This is a genomic window from Rhizobium sp. BK456 (genome assembly GCF_014194045.1).
In the GTDB taxonomy this organism is placed as follows: domain Bacteria; phylum Pseudomonadota; class Alphaproteobacteria; order Rhizobiales; family Rhizobiaceae; genus Rhizobium; species Rhizobium redzepovicii.
Genome location: NZ_JACIAO010000010.1, coordinates 113,364 through 131,665 on the forward strand (window position 1 = coordinate 113,364; position 18,302 = coordinate 131,665).

At 57.5% G+C, this 18,302-nt stretch carries 14 protein-coding genes, 2 pseudogenes and 1 riboswitch; of the genes and pseudogenes, 3 read left to right on the forward strand and 13 right to left on the reverse strand.

Annotation, left to right across the window (positions count from 1 at the left end):
- Positions 1–57 precede the first annotated feature (57 nt).
- From ccoS to FHX03_RS25515, 12 genes and pseudogenes are all read right to left on the reverse strand, one after another.
- Positions 58–228 (reverse strand): cbb3-type cytochrome oxidase assembly protein CcoS, encoded by a 171-nt coding sequence (gene ccoS, locus FHX03_RS25455; protein WP_168257799.1) that lies wholly within the window; start codon positions 226–228, stop codon positions 58–60.
- Positions 225–2,510, reverse strand: coding sequence for a cation-translocating P-type ATPase (locus tag FHX03_RS25460; RefSeq protein WP_183856025.1), 2,286 nt, complete (start codon positions 2,508–2,510; stop codon positions 225–227). Before FHX03_RS25460 ends, ccoS begins: the two co-directional genes overlap by 4 nt.
- Positions 2,507–2,992, reverse strand: coding sequence for a FixH family protein (locus FHX03_RS25465; protein WP_127431693.1), 486 nt, complete (start codon positions 2,990–2,992; stop codon positions 2,507–2,509). The genes FHX03_RS25460 and FHX03_RS25465 overlap by 4 nt, the downstream gene beginning before the upstream one ends.
- Positions 2,989–4,556: pseudogene (gene ccoG, locus FHX03_RS25470) on the reverse strand (cytochrome c oxidase accessory protein CcoG). The gene FHX03_RS25465 and the pseudogene ccoG overlap by 4 nt, the downstream one beginning before the upstream one ends.
- A gap of 337 nt (positions 4,557–4,893) precedes the next feature.
- Positions 4,894–5,757, reverse strand: a complete 864-nt coding sequence (ccoP, locus tag FHX03_RS25475) for a cytochrome-c oxidase, cbb3-type subunit III (protein WP_183856030.1) — start codon at positions 5,755–5,757, stop codon at positions 4,894–4,896.
- 1 nt (position 5,758) lies between these two features.
- The gene (locus FHX03_RS25480; protein WP_131702567.1) at positions 5,759–5,911 is read right to left on the reverse strand and encodes a cbb3-type cytochrome c oxidase subunit 3; all 153 of its coding nucleotides are present in this window, start codon (positions 5,909–5,911) and stop codon (positions 5,759–5,761) included.
- A gap of 8 nt (positions 5,912–5,919) precedes the next feature.
- A complete protein-coding gene (gene ccoO, locus FHX03_RS25485) occupies positions 5,920–6,654 on the reverse strand; it encodes a cytochrome-c oxidase, cbb3-type subunit II (RefSeq protein WP_183856031.1) in 735 nt (244 codons plus the stop codon).
- 8 nt (positions 6,655–6,662) lie between these two features.
- The gene (gene ccoN / locus FHX03_RS25490; RefSeq protein ID WP_183856033.1) at positions 6,663–8,285 is read right to left on the reverse strand and encodes a cytochrome-c oxidase, cbb3-type subunit I; all 1,623 of its coding nucleotides are present in this window, start codon (positions 8,283–8,285) and stop codon (positions 6,663–6,665) included.
- A gap of 899 nt (positions 8,286–9,184) precedes the next feature.
- A complete protein-coding gene (locus tag FHX03_RS25500; RefSeq protein WP_131702564.1) occupies positions 9,185–9,736 on the reverse strand; it encodes a hypothetical protein in 552 nt (183 codons plus the stop codon).
- 129 nt (positions 9,737–9,865) lie between these two features.
- Positions 9,866–10,528 carry a transcriptional regulator gene (locus tag FHX03_RS25505; RefSeq protein ID WP_131702563.1) on the reverse strand — a complete coding sequence of 221 codons (663 nt, stop codon included), beginning with the start codon at positions 10,526–10,528 and terminating at the stop codon, positions 9,866–9,868.
- 516 nt (positions 10,529–11,044) lie between these two features.
- Positions 11,045–11,899: pseudogene (locus tag FHX03_RS25510) on the reverse strand (DDE-type integrase/transposase/recombinase).
- A 247-nt stretch (positions 11,900–12,146) separates the two neighbouring features.
- Complete coding sequence (locus tag FHX03_RS25515) at positions 12,147–12,911, reverse strand: AAA family ATPase (RefSeq protein ID WP_245007087.1); 765 nt, start codon at positions 12,909–12,911, stop codon at positions 12,147–12,149.
- 812 nt (positions 12,912–13,723) lie between these two features.
- Here FHX03_RS25515 and FHX03_RS25520 point away from each other — a divergent pair.
- Positions 13,724–14,251: an OsmC family protein gene (locus FHX03_RS25520; RefSeq protein WP_183856035.1), complete on the forward strand. Its 528-nt coding sequence runs from the start codon at positions 13,724–13,726 to the stop codon at positions 14,249–14,251.
- A 136-nt stretch (positions 14,252–14,387) separates the two neighbouring features.
- On the opposite strand, the gene FHX03_RS25525 is transcribed toward FHX03_RS25520, so the two are convergent.
- Entirely contained in the window at positions 14,388–14,525 is a 138-nt protein-coding gene (locus FHX03_RS25525) for a hypothetical protein (RefSeq protein ID WP_183856037.1), read from the reverse strand.
- An 837-nt stretch (positions 14,526–15,362) separates the two neighbouring features.
- Here FHX03_RS25525 and FHX03_RS25535 point away from each other — a divergent pair.
- Positions 15,363–16,073: a hypothetical protein gene (locus FHX03_RS25535; RefSeq protein WP_183856201.1), complete on the forward strand. Its 711-nt coding sequence runs from the start codon at positions 15,363–15,365 to the stop codon at positions 16,071–16,073.
- Between the two features lie 178 nt (positions 16,074–16,251).
- Positions 16,252–16,383, forward strand: a riboswitch (TPP riboswitch).
- Between the two features lie 91 nt (positions 16,384–16,474).
- On the forward strand, positions 16,475–18,301 hold the full coding sequence (gene thiC, locus FHX03_RS25540; protein WP_183856039.1) for a phosphomethylpyrimidine synthase ThiC: 1,827 nt from the start codon (positions 16,475–16,477) through the stop codon (positions 18,299–18,301).
- Position 18,302 lies beyond the last annotated feature (1 nt).

Here is an 18,302-nt window from a genome sequence, read left to right on the forward strand (position 1 = left end):
CGGAGCCGACGACAGTGCAGATTGTCGCAATTGTCCATATTCCTTTCGTGTTTGGTCTCAGTGTGAGGTTTCGGGCTTTCGTTGATCGGTTTCGTCCTCGGCGAGGATCCGCCAGGCGGCGCCTTGAAGGTCGTCATACTGGCCGTTCTTCAGCGACCAAAGGAATGCCAGGAGTCCTATTCCTCCCATCAGCAGCGCGATCGGTATGAGATAGATCAACATGTTCATGCGGCTTTGACCTCCGCACTCCTGCCGATCCGCCCTCGAATGTGCATATCCCGACGCTTGCCGAAGGCGTTCAGGCGCAGGGCGTTCGTCACGACGATGATCGAAGAAGTCGACATTGCCACCGCCGCTATCAGCGGCGTCGCCAATCCGGCAATGGCGATCGGCACCGCCAGAACGTTGTAACCGATGGCGAGAGCGAAGTTCTGCCGGATGAGGCTGGCGGATCGTCGCGCAACGGCGATCGCTTCCGGAACAGCGTCAAGGCGATCGTTGAAGAAAACCAGATCGGCCGCCTGTCTACCGATATCGGAGGCTGTGGCCGGCGCCATCGAGACATGCGCGGCAGCAAGTGCCGGGGCGTCGTTGATCCCGTCGCCAACCATGAGCACGCGACGACCTTCGCCATTCAGCCTCTGGCATTCCTCGACCTTCTGTTTAGGCGTCAGAGAGCCCAAAGCCCTGTCGATACCCAGGACATGCGCCGTATTGTCGACGACGGTCTGCCTGTCTCCGGACACGATCAGCGTTTCAAGGCCGGCTGCATCGAGCCGGTCGATGGCCTCGCAGGCACCTGGACGAAGCGTGTCATCGAAGAAGAAGCGGGCAAGATCTACGCCATTCTTCGACAGGACCACTTCCGAGAACGGACTGTCGGCTGTGCGGGGCACGACGCTGGTTCCGCAGGCAAACGCCGCGTTGCCCAATCGATAGACATCTGCTCCGTTCCTGGCTTCCAGTCCCCCGCCGGGGACTTCCGTGACGAGGTCGAAGGACATGAGGTCCGTTTCGGTGTCCCGTACCAGGGCCCGAGAAAGAGGATGCCGTGAATGCGCCGCCAATCCACGGGCGATCGCGGTGGCGCTCTCGTCCATGGCGTCCACTCTGACAAGTCGCGAACTGCCGATCGTCAAGGTGCCCGTCTTGTCAAAGGCCACGGTGTCGGTTTCGGCCAGTCTTTCGAGTGCTGAGCCGTCCTTCACCATGATGCCCTTCCGGAAAAGTTCGCCCGCGGCGACGACCTGGACCACGGGTACGGCAAGACCCAATGCGCATGGGCAGGTAATGATCAGCACCGCTACGGCGACCAACATGGCCTGTTTCCAGTCTCCGCCCAGGAGGCCCCAGGCAAGGAAGGAGACCAGCGCCAGCAGATGCACGACCGGGGAATAGAGTGTCGCAGCGCGATCGGCGATCCTGCGATAGCGAGCTCTTCCGCCCTCGGCGGCTTCCATGAGGCCGATGATCTCCGAGAGAAGCGAATTCTTGGCAATTCTCGTCGCCCGCAGCACGAGGGAGCCGGTCAGATTCATCGCCCCGGAACTCACTTCGCTGTTGTTGGCGACGGCGACCGGGCTGCTCTCGCCGGTGACGATGCACAGGTCCAAGTCACTTTCTCCGCTGACGACGATGCCATCGACGGGAACCCGTTCGCCTGCGGCTATCGAGATTTCATCCCCCGCGGCGATTTCTTCTACCGCAATGTAGCGTCGCGACCCGTCCGGATTGATCAGCAATGCTCCGCGCGGCGCCAGTCTTGCGAGTCCGTTGATCGCCGCCCGAGCCTTTTCCCGCATGACATGATCGAGGGTTCTGCCGATCAGCAGGAAGAAGAGCAGCGAGACCGAAGCGTCGAACCAGGCATGCTCGCCGTGATGGACGGTCTCCCACAATGAAACGGCATAGGAGAGCGTCACGGCGAGCGAAATCGGAACGTCCATGTTGGTGCGCCAGTGCCGCAGCGCATTCCAGGCCGATCTGAAGAAGAAGCGCCCCGCATAAACCAGCGCGGGCGCTGCTATCATCGCCGAGATCCAATGAAACATGTCGCGCGTCGCAGCATCTGCGCCGGACCACACCGATACCGAGAGCAACATGATGTTGGCGGCCGCAAAACCGGACACGCCGATCGCGAGGAGAAGTTGATTTCTGGTCTTGTCGTTCTCGGGAGCTGAGGGCGTGAAGAGATGCGCGCGATATCCGGCCGAGTTGATCGCTGCCAGGATCTTGGACGGATCGGTTGCGCCCGTCTCGATCTCCTCCTGGTAGACGCAGCTCACCCTTCGGGCCGTGAGATTGACTCGTGCTGTCTTGACGAAGGGAAGCGCCAACAACGCCCTTTCGATGGTCGAAATGCAGCCACCGCAGTGGGCGTCGGGAACGCTCAGGTCCAGCTGGCGCAATCCTTCGCCGAGCGGCTGGCTGGCAAGGCGAACCTCTTCGGCATTGAGTGATGTCGTGCTGAGGGCAAGCACGCTTTCCGCGTCCATGGTACAGCAGTTCATTGGCCTGACTCCGCGGTATCGATGCGTTTTGCCTCATGCATGACGACAACGCCGCCGTTTCGCGAGGTGGCCTCGACGATCCAGTCACCGTCGGCGAGATCATGCTCCGCTTCGAACCGCCCCGCGGCTGTCTTCCTGAGCGTAAGGAGGAAGTCCTCGTGGTCTCCGACCGGACGTTTGAAATTCAGAATGACGTCGTCGACGATCGCAGGCGATCCGCTCTTGTCGTGAATATCGTAGCGGATCTCGTGCCCCGTTATGGAGAGGCTGCCCTCGATGCCGGAAGCGGCCATTGCCTTCATCGCCGCCGCTTTGCGGTTGAACTCCTGACTGGCGACATAGGTGTTTTCCACGACCAGACCGCTCCAGCTGGAAGAGGCATAGAAGGCCATGGTGACGTTTACCGCGATCACCACGCCAAAGAATGTCGAGGTCGAAAGCAGCATGTGCAGGCCTGTAAAACCTTGAGCGGAGGTCTTCATTTGATGTCTCCCGGTGCATTGAACGCCGCGCGGTAGGTTGCCCGATCGGCATGTTCGGTATCTTCGATAACGAACAGAAATTCATTGGTCGCGGCTCCGGTAGGCTTGCGCGTAACGAAGATCTTCAGCGTCGTGGCCGCGTCGGGCTCGGCATGTACTGTAAAGCTGCGGGCGTCTTCCTTGCCTACCTCGGGAATACGCATCGTCGCCCCCTCCAGCCCGACCAGGCTTATGTTCACATCCCTGGGCTTCGGCACCATGTTCAGGATACGAAGCGTGTAACCATTCCGCAGCGAGCCGTCGCTTTCCAGAACATACTGGGGGTTTCGGTCGTGAACGACGTTGAGTTCAAGGCGCTCCCGAAAGGTGAGATGGACGAGCATGGCCACGCCGACCGCCGCCCAGGCGATTGCGTAAAACACGGTTCTCGGACGAAAGATGATGCGCCAGTTGAAGTGCCGGATCGCCGGAACGAAAGTCCCATCATCGTTTCTAACCCTTGACGGCTGAACGGCTGTTCGCCCTACACTGGTGGCAAGCGACATGTTGCTCGAGTATTCGCTCAGCGTGGCGTAGGCGATCAGGCCGCGAGGCTTCCCGCGCTTCTCCATACGACCGTCGCAGGCGTCGATGCAAAGCGCGCATGTGATGCACTCCATCTGCTGCCCGTTGCGAATGTCAATTCCCATCGGACACACGGCCACGCAGGCATTGCAATCGACGCAATCCCCGACCGGGATGCCCTTGGCTCGAACGCTCTTGGGGTACCGCGACCGCTGCTCGCCCCTCCAGGCATTGTAGGTGACGACGAGAGAATTTTCGTCGAGCATCGCACCCTGGATGCGTGGCCAAGGGCACATATAGGTGCACACCTGCTCTCGCATGAGACCGCCGAGCACATAGGTGGTTGCAGCAAGGATGGCGACGGTCGTGTAGGCGGTTGCAGGAGCGTGGCCGGTGAACAGCGAAACAAGCAGGCACGGCGCGTCGGCAAAATAAAAGATCCACGCTACCCCCGTGACTACGCTTATCAGCAGCCAGATCGAATGCTTGACGACACGCTTCCTCAGCTTGGCAAAGCTCATTGGCCTAGCGTCGAGCTTCATTCGCGCGTTTCGATCGCCTTCGAGTGCACGTTCGACGACGAGAAAAAGATCAACCCAGACCGTCTGCGGACAAGCGTAGCCGCACCATGCGCGGCCAACCGCGGAAGTGACGAGAAACAGGCCGAGGCCTGCCATGACGAGGAGACCCGCTACATAGTAAAATTCCTGAGGCCAGATTTCGATGAAGAAAAAGAAGAAGCGCCGTGAGGAAAGGTCGATGAGGATTGCCTGGTCAGGCGCGTAAGGCCCGCGATCCCAACGAATCCATGGCGCGAGATAGTAGATGCAAAGCGTAATCAGCAGGACGATCCACTTGAACCGACGGAAACGTCCCTCTGCATGCTTGGGGAAAACCTTCTTCCGAGGAGAGTAGAGAAGCTGCCGGTTGCGACGGGCGTTGACTGGCTCGCCACTGAGCCTTTTGATGTATCGGGATCTGGTGCGGTGCGGAGGTTCATGGGGCCTATCGGACTTCATCTGCCGTTGTCCCATCTGCTGCGCATCTGCCCTTGATGCAGATCAAGAGACAAGGCCTTCCCGCGAAAGGAAAACGCCATGGAGAGAGGGCGTGGCTTTGGGGGGCTGCGGGGGAACAAGCAACCACGCTGGAACGTCCTCGACAAGGCTATTGCAACCGGCTTGTCTGCTCGTGGTGTTTGAGGCAGGTCCAACTGATGATCGGCCTGCCGCTCTTTGCTAGGTCGTCCTGATTGGAAGGTGGCGGCGTGGCCTTGCCGCGTCGTGCCATAGAGATCGAGGATTTGGTTGTCGCCGTGAGCTGTCATGGTTTTTTCCTCACGTCCCGCCGCCAAGCGAATGCACGAAAATGGTAAGTTCCTTGACGGTCGTATCGCCGAGACGCCCTGCCCAGGCAGGCATGACGCCATGCTTGGGAGCGGCCACCTGACGGATGATCGCATCCTCGCCACGTGCCTTCAGCCAAATCGCATCGGCGAGATCCGGCGCGCCCATTTCGGCTTTTCCTTTGGCGTCGTCGCCGTGACATGCGGCACAGTTATCGACGAAGACCTGTTTTCCGGCCTCTGCGAGGCCGGGGTCCGAGGGTGTATTGGTCAGTCCCCAGACGTAAGCCGCGACCTGCCTTGTCTGGAGGGGATCCAGAACTTCGGCAAAGGGCGGCATCTCGGAAGCATGAGTGTCCGTATCCTCGTCGAAGCGAATTCCATGCGCGATCGTCGCCTCGATGGCATCCAGGTCTCCACCCCACAGCCAATCGTCGTCGTTGAGGTTCGGAAATCCCGGGCCGCCGCTTGCTCCCGAGCCATGGCACGGCGCGCAGTTCACCTTGAATGCAGATGCGCCGCCGGCGACTGCGAATTCGCGAAGGGCAGAATCGGAATCGATCTCGTGCACTGTCTTGGCGGCGATCAGATCATGAAGCGTCGTCTGCGATGCCTTGGCCTGATCGAGGTTCTGCTGCAGCTCGGCGCGGCTGGAATAGCCCAGCATGCCCTTCGTAGCGTCGGTAATCATCGGGATCGCGGGATATGCGATCGCATAGCACAAGGCCCAGACGATAGTGGCGTAGAAGGTCCACACCCACCAGCGGGGCATCGGATTGTTGAGTTCGCGGATGCCGTCCCATTCATGTCCGGTCGTTTCGACGCCGCTAAATTCATCGATATGTTTTTCCGACATCTCAATCATCCTTCAAGGGAATATCGGCGGCCTCTTTCGCCGTTTGGTTGCTGCCTGGGCGAAGAGTGAACACAATCGCGCTGATGAAGAATGCCGCCATTGCCAGGAGGCCCCAGCTGTCGGCAAATTGTCTCATTGCAGTGTAGGTTTCCATGGATCACCTCATCGGTAGCCGGTCGCGTCGTCGTAGGTCGAGAAATCGACCAACGTTCCGAGCATCTGCAGGTAGGACACCAGGGCATCCATTTCGGTCAGCGCAGCAGGATCGCCGTCGAAATCGCCGGTCTTCGCCTTCGGATAGCGGGCAAGCAGGGCCGTCGTATCTGAGTTCGGATCGGCTTGGGCCTTCATGTCGGCCTCCGCGTTCGCCAGCATGTCGTCGCTATAAGGCACGCCCACGTCCTCGTTGGCCTTCAGGTCCATTCCCACGTCCTTCACCGTCACCCTCTGCTCTTTGAGGAAGGCGTAACTCGGCATGATCGACTCCGGCACGACTGCCCGTGGGTCCGCGAGATGCTGGACATGCCATTCGTTGGAGTAACGCGCGCCGACACGGGCCAGATCCGGCCCGGTTCGCTTGGATCCCCACTGGAAAGGATGATCGTACATGGACTCGGCTGCGAGCGAGTAATGGCCGTAACGTTCGACCTCGTCGCGGAAAGGCCTGATCATCTGGCTGTGGCAGAGGTAGCAGCCTTCGCGGATGTAGATGTTCCGCCCGGCCAATTCGAGCGGCGTGTACGGCCGCATGCCTTTCACCTTTTCAATCGTATTCTGCAGGTAGAACAGCGGTGCGATTTCGACGATGCCGCCGATGCTGACGACCAGCAGCGAGCCGACCAGAAGAAGCGTCGCATTCTTTTCGAGGATCTTATGTTTATCCAATATCGATGCCATGTCTCACCTCATTCGGCAGGCTGTGGTTGGGGCACGAAAGTGATCGGGATTGCAGCTTCGTCGCGCAGGTGGCCGCGGATCGTCATGAACACGTTCCAGGCCATGACGAGGCCGCCCGCCAGATAAAGAGCTCCGCCGACCGCGCGCAGCACGTAGTAGGGGATCATCGCCGCGACCGTCTCGGCGAAGGAATAGACGAGGAAGCCCTGGGAATTGTATTCGCGCCACATCAGCCCCTGCTGTATGCCGGCAACCCAGAGCACGGCCGCGTAAACGACAATGCCAAGCGTTGCGAGCCAGAAGTGCCAGTTGACCATCCGCAGGCTGTAGAGACGCTCGCGCCCCCACAGCTTCGGCGTCAGGTAGTAGATCGCCCCGAAGGTGATCATCCCGACCCAGCCGAGTGCGCCGGAATGCACGTGACCGATCGTCCATTCGGTATAGTGGCTGAGCGAATTGACGGTTTTCACAGACATCATCGGGCCTTCGAAGGTCGACATGCCATAAAAGCCAATGGCGACGACCATCATACGGATGATCGGATCGGTGCGGATCTTGTCCCAGGCGCCCGAAAGGGTCATGAGGCCGTTGATCATGCCGCCCCAGGAGGGCATCCAGAGCATGATCGAGAAGACCATGCCGAGCGTCTGGGCCCAGTCGGGCAGTGCCGTGTAGTGCAGATGATGTGGGCCGGCCCAGATGTACATGAAGATCAGCGCCCAGAAGTGGATGATCGAAAGCCGGTATGAATAGACCGGTCGGTTGGCCTGCTTCGGCACGAAATAATACATCATTCCCAGGAAGCCGGCGGTGAGGAAGAAGCCGACGGCGTTGTGGCCGTACCACCATTGGGTCAGCGCGTCCTGGACGCCCGAGAAGGCAGAATAGCTCTTGGAGCCGAGGAATGATGCCGGAACCGCAAGGTTGTTGACCACGTGCAGCATGGCGATGGTGATGATGAAGGCAAGGTAGAACCAGTTTGCCACATAGATGTGTGGCTCTTTGCGCTTCAGGATCGTTCCAAGATACACTGCTAGGTAGGCTACCCAAACGATGGTCAGCCAGAGGTCGACGTACCACTCAGGTTCGGCATATTCACGGCCTTGAGTGATTCCAAGAACGTATCCGGTCGCAGCCATCACGATAAAAAGCTGGTAGCCCCAGAATACGAACCAAGCCAGGTTGCCGCCGAAAAGACGCGCGCGACAGGTGCGTTGCACGACGTAGAACGACGTCATGATGAGCGCATTGCCGCCAAAGGCGAAGATAACCGCCGACGTGTGCACGGGCCGCAGTCTTCCGAAATTGAGATAAGGGGCGATGTTGAGGTCAGGAAAGGCCAGTTGCAGCGCGATGATCACGCCAACCAGAAAGCCAACCACGCCCCAAAACACCGTGGCGATCAAGCCATACCGTATCACCTCGTCGAAATAGCCGGACTTATCGACGTTACGCTGTCGGCCTGCCGGCGAAAATTCAACCTTGCTGACCATCAGCACAGCCCCCATAACGAGGCAGAGGCAAAGTATGCCCATATGAACCGCAAAGAGATGATCATGCGCGAATGCGGCTAGTAGCAGCGCTAGAAACGCCGCGACCGCGATCACCATCGTTTCCGTTGTGTAATTCATGATGTCGTCCCCAGTACGCCGACGACCGCTTCGCGGCCGTCTTTCTCGCCAGGACTGTCATGAAGCCACAAATTTCTCCTTGATCCACATCAACGCGAGGACAGAAAGACGGAACGACGCTGCGGTCATAAGTACAAAGGCTTTAATCCGCTGACACGCGCTGACTATTCCACCGTCAAGTCCACGTCTCGTCCATTGTTGCCCGTGGGCAAGCCCACTCGGAGAGCCGACATACGGTTTCGACACGCTGAATGAAGGGACGTTGGCCTTTGAAGTCCCAACAGGAGAGCCAAGAATTTTTTGCAAGCCTCGACCGGGATATGAGTGGTCGAATGCGACCCGAATTTTCGAATGCGGGAGCCATGTAGTTAGCCATGCGTCCACCTGAGCTCGAGCCTCGTCCGCCGTTGCAGCTTTCTCATTTGCTGCAACTCCGATGACTTCAACTTCAATGTCGCTGTATTTCTTCTGCAGCGATCCCAGGCGAGCCAGCGCCCGCCCGCAAGGTCCGCAGGTAGTCGAAACGAAGTCGAGGATGTATATCTTGCCGAGCTGGAAGTTGGAAAGCGGTTACGCCGCGTAGCCAGTCCAGCGCTTCGATCGACGGAGCTGGAGCGCCAGCACCCAAAGTGTTTACCCCCGCTTCGTGCCAGAAATCATCGCGTTGTGACAGACATCAAGTCGAGCCGATTTGATTTCCGTCAACCTTGGGCCCGAAACATCAATAGCGACAAAAAACTAGACCGCGCCTAGCACACTCCTGAACCCCGCATCACAAATGATTGTCGGGTGAGATCGATGCCAAATCAGGATGACAACAAGGGCTTTATCCCCTCGTGATAGAGACCCTATCGGTAACAACCAACGTGCGGCAATGCGGGGTTGATTCTTCATTTCGATTAATATTCGAACCGCTCCAGCATCCTCCTCAACAGTGCATTCTGCATTTGAAGCTTGCGCGCCAACTGGTCTCGGAGAAGGCTGATCTCTTCATCAAGATTGATTGCATCGTCAGAAGCGGTAGAAACATTTGAAGACGGTCGAAGAACGACTGCACTCATTTTCGCCTTCTTGCCGCGCTTTCGCGTCTGACCTTCGCCAAGACGAAAGACCCTAGGTGCGGCATGCGCGGCTGTATCAGCCTCATCGGACAAAGCCGGATCAGGCGCTTCCACGGGCCTCGCGCCATCGATATCTACGCGAACATCAACAGCGCTTGCCGTTTCTTCCGAATAATCCGGAACCGCTAGAACCGCTGCGGAATGACCGTGAGGAACTGGCTTTTTGTCGGCCGGACCGTCTGTGGCGTCCAATTCGTTATTGGCTGCTCTTTCAGTCGGCTTGGCGATAGCCAATACGTCCGGCTTCACGCCATCTGTCGAGCCGTGTTCTTGTCTCTGCTGGCGTCGCGGGGACACCAGCCGGGCAAGAAGTTTCCATGGAGACGCCATTTGTTTAACCTCGAATTCTACCCCGTGTGCAACTGCGAGAAAAAGCGTTGGCGGCAGAACGAACTGCCGCCATGATCTTGACTTCAATAAGCATCAGAATGCGGCCAGCGCTTGGCCGTCTGCTGCCGATCAACCGAGGTTGAGCCGCTTTCGTAGATCGGCATTTTCTGCGCGGAGCTTCTCGGCCAGCAGCTTGCGCAGTCTCTGGTTTTCCTCTTCCAGCTGCAGAAGATCCGCAAACTCATCAACTGCAGCCACCGACGGTGCGGTCGCTGTCTGCACCGCCCTTGGAGCACGTTTGACAGGCGCACGTCTGGCACTTGTCGCACCTTCGTCAGACTTTGCTTTGCGTCCTCTCTTCTGCTTTCCGGCGGTGGCATTCGAAGCCGCTGCCGGTTGCACAGAAACGGCTACTGAAGCAGTTTCAGGCACTGCCTTCTTGGCGCGAGGTTTGCGCACTTTTTTCGGTACATCGGGCGCCGCGGCGGCCGGTGTGTCGGCATTGATCATCGTAGCGTTTTCGTCGGCCATTGTGGTCTCCTGTAAAGCCGATGCATTTGTCTCCTGCCCGATCGGCAGTGTCAATAACGGTCCAGCTTGTTCTTCTCGGGCTACAAGCAACTCGCTGCTTCTTGCCTCAGGAGTTAATGACATAAATGGCATTGCCTCGTCCTGCAGATCTTGAGCAACCGACTTGAGATCTGTGTCTCCCCAAATCGAGTTCGGTTTGGAATTGAGTTTTCGCCGACCTGATTTGTACTCGACGGCAAAGCTGCGCTGTACTTTTTTCAATTTAAGAAGCCTCGGTGTCTCGGTAATTTTTCAGCGACGTCTTCAGCATCGCAACAAGCCTGCAAATAATCACTATCGCGCCGGCTGTGTCCACAACGGCCTGCGAATTTCACATGCTGTCGCTCTTCAGCCCGAGCGACCTGATGCGCAGGTACAACACGATATCACGGGCCCTACGGGGTCCACGCAAATTGTCGAAGCCATTTCTGCGGGAGTGGATGGCGGTTATGCGGCAGGGTTCCCCGGTGACGCGGCTCATTTGCGAGATAAGGCGGTTGACCTGACCGAGGGTATCAGTTTCTAAATTGCCGCCCAGGACAATCTCTCCGATACAATGGGTGACACCAGAGCAGAGGAGGAGTTGCCGAACCCTTCGCGCAATCCACCGATGATAGAAGCACGACGATCGAGGGCCTAGACCACTTGGTTGCGTTGAGCGACTTTGTCCTCAATCTGTAGCACGGCAGCGGGGGATGGCGTTTGTGTGTCTTTAAGCCGGGGTGAGAGTGCTGCGACTCAACCGTATTTTGGAGACAGGAGTTGGATGTTTAGTCCCGGCATTTGATGGAGCGGATCGAGGATAAAGCGTTCGGGCTGTGAAGCCCATGCCTTGCAGATGAACTCGTAGCGTGTGAGGCCCTTAAGGGTCTTGAGCCTGCGGCCAAAGTTATAAGCGGCGACGAAGTCGGCGAGGTGCTGACGACGTTGATCGTGGCTGCGATCGCTTCTTTGATCAGCGACACAGCCGAGCCGCCAGCGCCGGGTGTGGTGAACTGGATGCCGTTGTTGGTGAGCACGGTGTGGATCTTGTAGGGGACGGCAGCAATCAAGCGTAGGAGGAACTCGCGCGAGACGGCGGTGGTAGCCTTCTCGTGCAGTTCGACGAAGGCAAACTTCGAGGTGCGATCGATGGCGACAAACATGTGCAGCTTGCCCTGTTCGGTGCGCACCTCGGCAATGTCAATGTGGAAATAGCCGATAGGGTGGCTCTTGAACTTGTTCTTCGCCGGCTTGTCGCCATCGACATCCGGCAGGCGGCCGATGCCGTGACGCTGCAGGCAACGATGCAGCGAAGACCGCGTAAGATGCGGGATGTCGGCTGCAGTGCATAGAGGCAGTCATCGAGCGGCAGCAGCGTATATCGGCGAAAGGCAACGATAACGGCCTTCTCCTCGACGTAGAGCACCGTCGATCTCGGCTCTTTCGGGCCGGTCGGAAGGTCCGCAACCGAGGACCGCTTCCGCCACTTGGCGACGGTCTTCTGATTGTTCCCGTAACGCTTCGACGCGTTCTCAGGCTCTCTTGACTACGTTGTATCGCTCGACGGATTGCCTCTGTCGTCGTGGCGCTCCCATGAAGAACCTGGCCTATAGCGCATCCCTTGATCGGAAGACAAGGATGCCCCATCAAAGCCTGGGATCAAATATCTAGGTGATGAGAAATTGCGATTACGCTCGGACATTTCGATGAGCAGCGCACAGTGTAGGAACCGAGCTTTTTGGTTTCGCTAGGAATCAGACGTCACACTATCTAAACCGCGGCGGCTGCAAAGGGCAGATGGAGAAAACATCATCCTAAATTAGCTTGCGAATTGCCATGAACGTCGGGCCAAAAGTTCCTACCGGGGCATCGGCAGAGCCCAATCGCGATAGAGGCTATTAAGGGCAGTCGCAGTGTGGCACTCGACAGTTGGCAAGCCGAACTCCTGAAGAACCGTCGCATATCTGACGCCGCTGTTACGGGTCTTAAAGAGAATCCAATAAACCATCTCCCATTTGATGCTGTCTTTGGCACCTTCGAGATGTCCGGCGCGATCCGATTGATCGGCAAGGGTTCGCTTGAGATAGCGAAAAAAGCGTAGCCAGTGATTTGAAGTGATGACAATAACGCCAGTGGCGCGGGCTAATCGCTGCGGCATCAGGCGCGAGTAGCTGCCTTCGATAATCCACCGCTCTTCGTGGATTGCCGCATCATGAAGCGCGGCAAATTCTGCTTCAGGGCGCGACTGCCAATCCGTTCCGGGCAGATGGTGAAGTTGATCGAGATGCACGGCTGGAATACGGAGCTTTTTAGACAGGGCAACCGCCAAAGTCGACTTGCCTGCGTTTGAGGGGCCAATGATCGCGATGCGCTCGCCAAGAGAATCTAAAGGCAGTATAGGGACACCGCGCGGGAGATTGGCAGCGCTTTTATTGGCGGCAGGCAACGGAGCGGGCGCGAGAGCTCGTGGAGACATTAATTTAGTTCCTGTCGCCGGTCGCTCCTCACACGTCACCGAGGAGCTATGGAGATGGTTACGGCCGAGCGTTCGGTGGATGGCCAAACGTCGATCCTGAACAGGCTTTGCGCGAATACGCGATAGATCGACGGCGATGTTCGTCATCCGTTTCAAAGTTCATGGACCTGGGAATGGGTTGTTGGTGGCGGCTCGATCATAGCCGAGAGTGGCGACCTAGCTTACCGGTAGCAGGAAGTTGAGATCCGCTCGATTAGTAAATTCTACCAAGACCGGATATGAGAATGATGGCCAACAGTCAAGAGGGGTCGGTTTTTAAGGACTCTGACTGTACCCCGATGGAGAGCATCTTCCATTTGGATCCCTCGCGCTTAGAGCGGGAGGTTCCAGCACGCGTCTATTCGAGCAATCTTGTTCAGGGCGCTTACCTCCTAGGTAACAAAGGACCAAATCGTTGGAAATAGGTGCCCGTTCTAATACGAGGCTTGATGGTCACCGTATCCCGCCGCCCTCTCCATCGCGGTAGTGATCGAGGCAGATTGCGACACGACATGTCCGCACCCTTACAAAACACCCTCGGTATAGCGACAATAAACATGTGCAATGTCGCAGGGTTACCGCCTCAACCTGATTGGCATGAGAAGTGCTCAGAGTGAGCGGGGCCCTACAGTCCAAGTCCGATTGGGAGCTTAAACGACTATGCACATCGTGGTCTGTATCAAACAGGTGCCGGACATTGAGGCCTGATATCGTCTTGATCGGGAAGCGGACAATTGACGGCGACACAGCCCCCGTCGGACGCGGATTCGCAAAGAGGCTGAACCTCCAGCAACTGTCTTACCTAGCAAAGATTGTTTTCATTGATCCCATTTCTCGCGAGCTCGTGGTTGAACGGCGCGCGCAACGCGGCGCTTTGGCCATCTCGGCATCGGTCTCCACAACAGGAATATTAGCAAGCCATGGCAACTTTGAATGAGTATCTCCGACAGAAGCACGAAGCACTACTCGATTGGCGGGCGCGCGTCAGAAAGGGGGATCTGAGTGCGGTCACATTTGAGGCCAGTGCAAGCGCTGAAGGCCGCAGCGGCGTGCGACGTATCCGAATTCGGGATTTCCAGGTCATTTCCGACAGCCCGCCCGAGTTCGCAGGCTATAATCTGGGTCCGTCGTCTCCAGAACTGCTGCTCGGTGCGATTGCGAGCTGCCTGACCCATACTTTTCTGATCCATGCTTCCGATCAGGGCGTGCCGCTGGAATCGCTGCATGCGGAAGTCTCCGCCACGATCGATCCGCGTGCAGGTGCAGAAGGATATCAAGACGTTCCCGTCTATCCCCAGGACATCAACTACCTGGTCACACTAGTATCTCCCGCAAGTACCGCGGACGTCGCCAGACTGCGGGCGACCGTGGAAAAGCTCTGTCCAATCCTCAATCTCCTGAAGCGCGGAAACGAGGTGCGCGGGCAGTTGGATCACCAGCAACCCTGACCACTATATAGGGAGCGCCGACTGATGACCGTGTACGTCATGTGTCAGCACGTGTTCTCGACTTCGTCTCGTGTAGGAACCCGTCGAATGTCGCTTGCTGCATATTCCCCAAATTGGAATCGACTGAAGGATCAAATCATGCGCGGCATTCGAAATGCGCCTGCGGCACGGCGATAAAGGGTGCTCCGTTAGGGGCGACCTGGCGCGCCCATAGACTTGTATCGTCCGCCATTTCGACCAGCGAACGTTTGCCGTGGCCTTCGGAGACCTGCATTCCATCCAGCCCCTTAAAGCCTTGAAGTCAATATATGTATGTATATAAGCAATAATATATCCTACATCTCACAGATTTTTATAATGCAATTTGCATTTTTTGCGAGCGAGGAAATATATACTATAAAATATATCCGGCTCATCTGTTGCGTTGCTGATGGTTTTCATGAACTGTTCCAACTAAGAGCTGCGATAGCGCACCACAGGAATATCGTTTCCTATGAATGCTGAAAACTTGCCGGCGACATCATCGTCGGGAGGCTCGCACAAGGAGCACGATGACATGCACCACAAAAAGGAATCAGACAAGCACCCTGGCTACTCGCATCTGCGGTTGGCAACCATCGACGGCGCGTCGCCGCCTGGTCTGCAATTGTCAATCGACCGGCAGGAGGGCTCCGGGTCGACGAAGACGACTTTTTTCCAACAATGGCTTCTGGATTTTGCTTTCGGTTGCGAGCTATTTTATCCGATCCAGCTATATGAACATCTCGCAACAAGCGAGGGCGAAGACAAAGGCGTTGAACCTTTGAGTGAGAGTTACGAGTATAGAATTGGGAGAATTCGGACCGGCAGCCACGTTTCTCATTTGAAATCCACGTCTCTCGGGTTTCCAAATTCCAGAATGGAAGCGCCGGCTCAGTCGCCAACGCTTTCAAATTCGAAAGATGGTAAGAAAGTCTTCAGGAACCTGACCATTGTGCGGTACACGCGAGCCGCAGTTCAAACCCTGCTGCCGCTATCATGTACGCGGACAACGGTCGCCCGTCGGCAAAAATCAAGGATATTTGGCCCGCAAGGTTTGCCCAATCATACTGCAGAAAGGATTTCATTCTCCATGTCATTATGTCCTGCGAAATGCATTCGCATCGCCGCACTTGCAGCGGCCGCCATCTTGCTGGGCACCCAGATCGCAGTTGCGCAAGAGCCTTCTATAGAATCTCAGTGGCTGAACACGCCGGCATCTCGAGTGGAAGCGCTTGCGATCCTCCAGACCTTGAATGCAAATCTCCTGAGTAACGCCAGTGCCACGTTTACCCTTGACCGCTGGTGCGCCGCGCATAAGCTCGCACCGGAAGGTTCAAAGATCGTAGCTCAGCATGTGGGCGGGCAAGGCAAACCGGCCGATGAGCACATCCGTGATCTTCTGAGCGTCGGACCCGGTGAGTTGATCGCCTATCGCCGCGTCCGACTGGTCTGCGGCGAACGCGTCTTGTCCGAAGCCGACAACTGGTATGTACCTGCAAAATTAACTGCAGAGATGAATCAGGCGTTGAATACCAGCGATATCGCGTTTGGCAGAGCCGTTCAGGCTCTCAATTTCACTCGCACAAACCTGTCTGCCAAGTTGCTCTGGTCCCCTCTATCCGAAGGCTGGGACATGGACGGCTTAACAGCGCATGAAACAAGTTCCCCCGGCCTGCCGGCGTTCCTGCTCGAACATCGAGCCGTATTGAAACTTCCAGACGGCACGCCGTTTAGCGCCCTGGTCGAAAGCTACACGGAAAAAGTACTAGACTTTCCAGTTCCGCGCCTGCTTTCTCAATAGCGCTTCGGTATCTCGTGCATGCGACAAGGGCGCTTGTCTTGCGGAAGCGTGCCGGCCGGACGATTGCCCTTGTCCATCGTTTAACAGCGGCGACACGCACGATATCCTGTGTGTAACCTAACCCCGAGCCATCGCAGATTGTCGCTTGACAGTCCCCTCGGCAAGCCTCTACCCTTTTTGCATTCACCAGGGGGGTCCCGGCAAGGGGCTGAGATACTGCTGGACAATGCGGCTTTGCCGATTGTAGCGCAGTGACCCGTTGAACCTGATCCAGTTCATACTGGCGTAGGGACGGTGCAAGCGCTCGAAGCAGTGGATTCACGCGCGGAATCCGTGCCGGCGTCTTTTCATCATTCCGGCTGAGGACTGGGTCTCCAATCGAAAACTTGGAGCCTCAAACCATGAAAATTGCCGCGAAGACCATCACCCCCACAGTCACCAAAGGCCCGCTGCCGGCGTCGCGGAAGATTTACATCCCGGGAGACATACACGCCGACATCCGTGTGCCGATGCGCGAGATCAGCGTTCATCCGACATCGGGCGAGCCGCCTGTTGTCGTCTATGATTCCTCCGGTCCCTATACGATCGAGGGTGCTGATATCCGCATCGAGCAGGGCCTGTCGCAGCTCCGCCGCGACTGGGTGCTCGCGCGCGGCGATGTCGAAGCCTATCAGGGCCGCCATATCCGCCCCGAAGACAACGGCTTTGCCAGCGGCGAAAGGCTGACGCCCGAATTTCCCACTAAACGTCAGCCGCTACGAGCCAGGGATGGCAAGGCGGTCACCCAGCTCGCCTATGCGCGATCAGGCATCATCACGCCCGAGATGGAATTCATAGCCATCCGCGAAAGCCTTGGTCGCAAGGCGCAGGCGGATGCCATGGTCCGCGACGGCGAAAGCTTCGGCGCCCATATTCCGGACCATGTGACGGCGGAATTCGTCCGGCAGGAAGTGGCGGCGGGTCGGGCGATCATCCCCGCCAACATCAATCATCCGGAATCCGAGCCGATGATCATCGGCCGGAATTTCCTGGTGAAGATCAACGCCAATATTGGCAATTCTGCTGTCACCTCGTCCATGACGGAAGAGGTCGAGAAAATGGTCTGGGCGGCCCGCTGGGGCGCCGACACGGTCATGGATCTTTCCACCGGCCGCAATATCCACAATATCCGCGAATGGATCATCCGCAATTCGCCGGTGCCGATCGGTACCGTGCCGCTCTATCAGGCGCTGGAGAAGGTCGAGGGCATTGCCAAAGACCTGTCCTGGGAGGTCTATCGTGACACGCTGATCGAACAGGCCGAACAGGGCGTCGACTATTTCACCATCCACGCCGGCGTGCGGCTTCACTACATCCCGCTCACCGTCAACCGCGTCACCGGCATCGTCTCGCGCGGCGGTTCGATCATGGCGAAGTGGTGTCTCCATCATCATCGCGAAAGCTTCCTATACGAACATTTCGAGGAGATCTGCAACATCTGCCGCGCCTATGACGTCTCCTTCTCGCTCGGCGACGGCCTGCGTCCCGGCTCCATCGCCGATGCCAACGATGCAGCGCAATTCGCCGAACTGGAAACACTGGGAGAGCTGACCAAGATCGCCTGGGCGAAAGACTGCCAGGTGATGATCGAGGGCCCCGGCCATGTGCCGATGCACAAGATCAAGGAGAACATGGACAAGCAGCTCGAGGTCTGCGGCGAGGCACCCTTCTACACGCTCGGGCCGCTGACGACGGATATCGCACCGGGGTACGATCACATCACCTCTGGAATAGGCGCAGCCATGATCGGCTGGTTCGGCACCGCGATGCTCTGCTACGTCACGCCGAAGGAGCATCTCGGCCTTCCCGATCGCACTGACGTCAAGACCGGCGTTATCACCTACAAGATCGCGGCCCACGCGGCTGATCTCGCCAAGGGGCATCCGGCAGCACAGCTGCGCGATGACGCGCTCTCGCGTGCCCGTTTCGAATTCCGCTGGGAGGATCAGTTCAACCTCTCGCTAGACCCCGAAACCGCCCGCAGCTTCCACGACGAGACGTTGCCGAAGGAAGCCCATAAGGTGGCGCATTTCTGCTCCATGTGCGGCCCAAAATTCTGCTCCATGCGCATCTCGCACGATATCCGCGCCGAAGCACAGAAGGAAGGTCTGGATGCGATGGCAGCGCGTTATCATGAGGGCGGCGGCATCTATATGCCGATAGAAACCCAACAGCAATTGGGCGAATGAG

Coding starts and splice junctions, on each gene's coding strand:
- ccoS (WP_168257799.1), bottom strand. CDS start 228: ATGAACATGTTGATCTATCTCATACCGATCGCGCTGCTGATGGGAGGA.
- FHX03_RS25460 (WP_183856025.1), bottom strand. CDS start 2,510: ATGAACTGCTGTACCATGGACGCGGAAAGCGTGCTTGCCCTCAGCACG.
- FHX03_RS25465 (WP_127431693.1), bottom strand. CDS start 2,992: ATGAAGACCTCCGCTCAAGGTTTTACAGGCCTGCACATGCTGCTTTCG.
- ccoP (WP_183856030.1), bottom strand. CDS start 5,757: ATGTCGGAAAAACATATCGATGAATTTAGCGGCGTCGAAACGACCGGA.
- FHX03_RS25480 (WP_131702567.1), bottom strand. CDS start 5,911: ATGGAAACCTACACTGCAATGAGACAATTTGCCGACAGCTGGGGCCTC.
- ccoO (WP_183856031.1), bottom strand. CDS start 6,654: ATGGCATCGATATTGGATAAACATAAGATCCTCGAAAAGAATGCGACG.
- ccoN (WP_183856033.1), bottom strand. CDS start 8,285: ATGAATTACACAACGGAAACGATGGTGATCGCGGTCGCGGCGTTTCTA.
- FHX03_RS25500 (WP_131702564.1), bottom strand. CDS start 9,736: ATGGCGTCTCCATGGAAACTTCTTGCCCGGCTGGTGTCCCCGCGACGC.
- FHX03_RS25515 (WP_245007087.1), bottom strand. CDS start 12,911: ATGACGAACATCGCCGTCGATCTATCGCGTATTCGCGCAAAGCCTGTT.
- FHX03_RS25520 (WP_183856035.1), top strand. CDS start 13,724: ATGGCAACTTTGAATGAGTATCTCCGACAGAAGCACGAAGCACTACTC.
- FHX03_RS25525 (WP_183856037.1), bottom strand. CDS start 14,525: ATGCAGGTCTCCGAAGGCCACGGCAAACGTTCGCTGGTCGAAATGGCG.
- FHX03_RS25535 (WP_183856201.1), top strand. CDS start 15,363: ATGTCATTATGTCCTGCGAAATGCATTCGCATCGCCGCACTTGCAGCG.
- thiC (WP_183856039.1), top strand. CDS start 16,475: ATGAAAATTGCCGCGAAGACCATCACCCCCACAGTCACCAAAGGCCCG.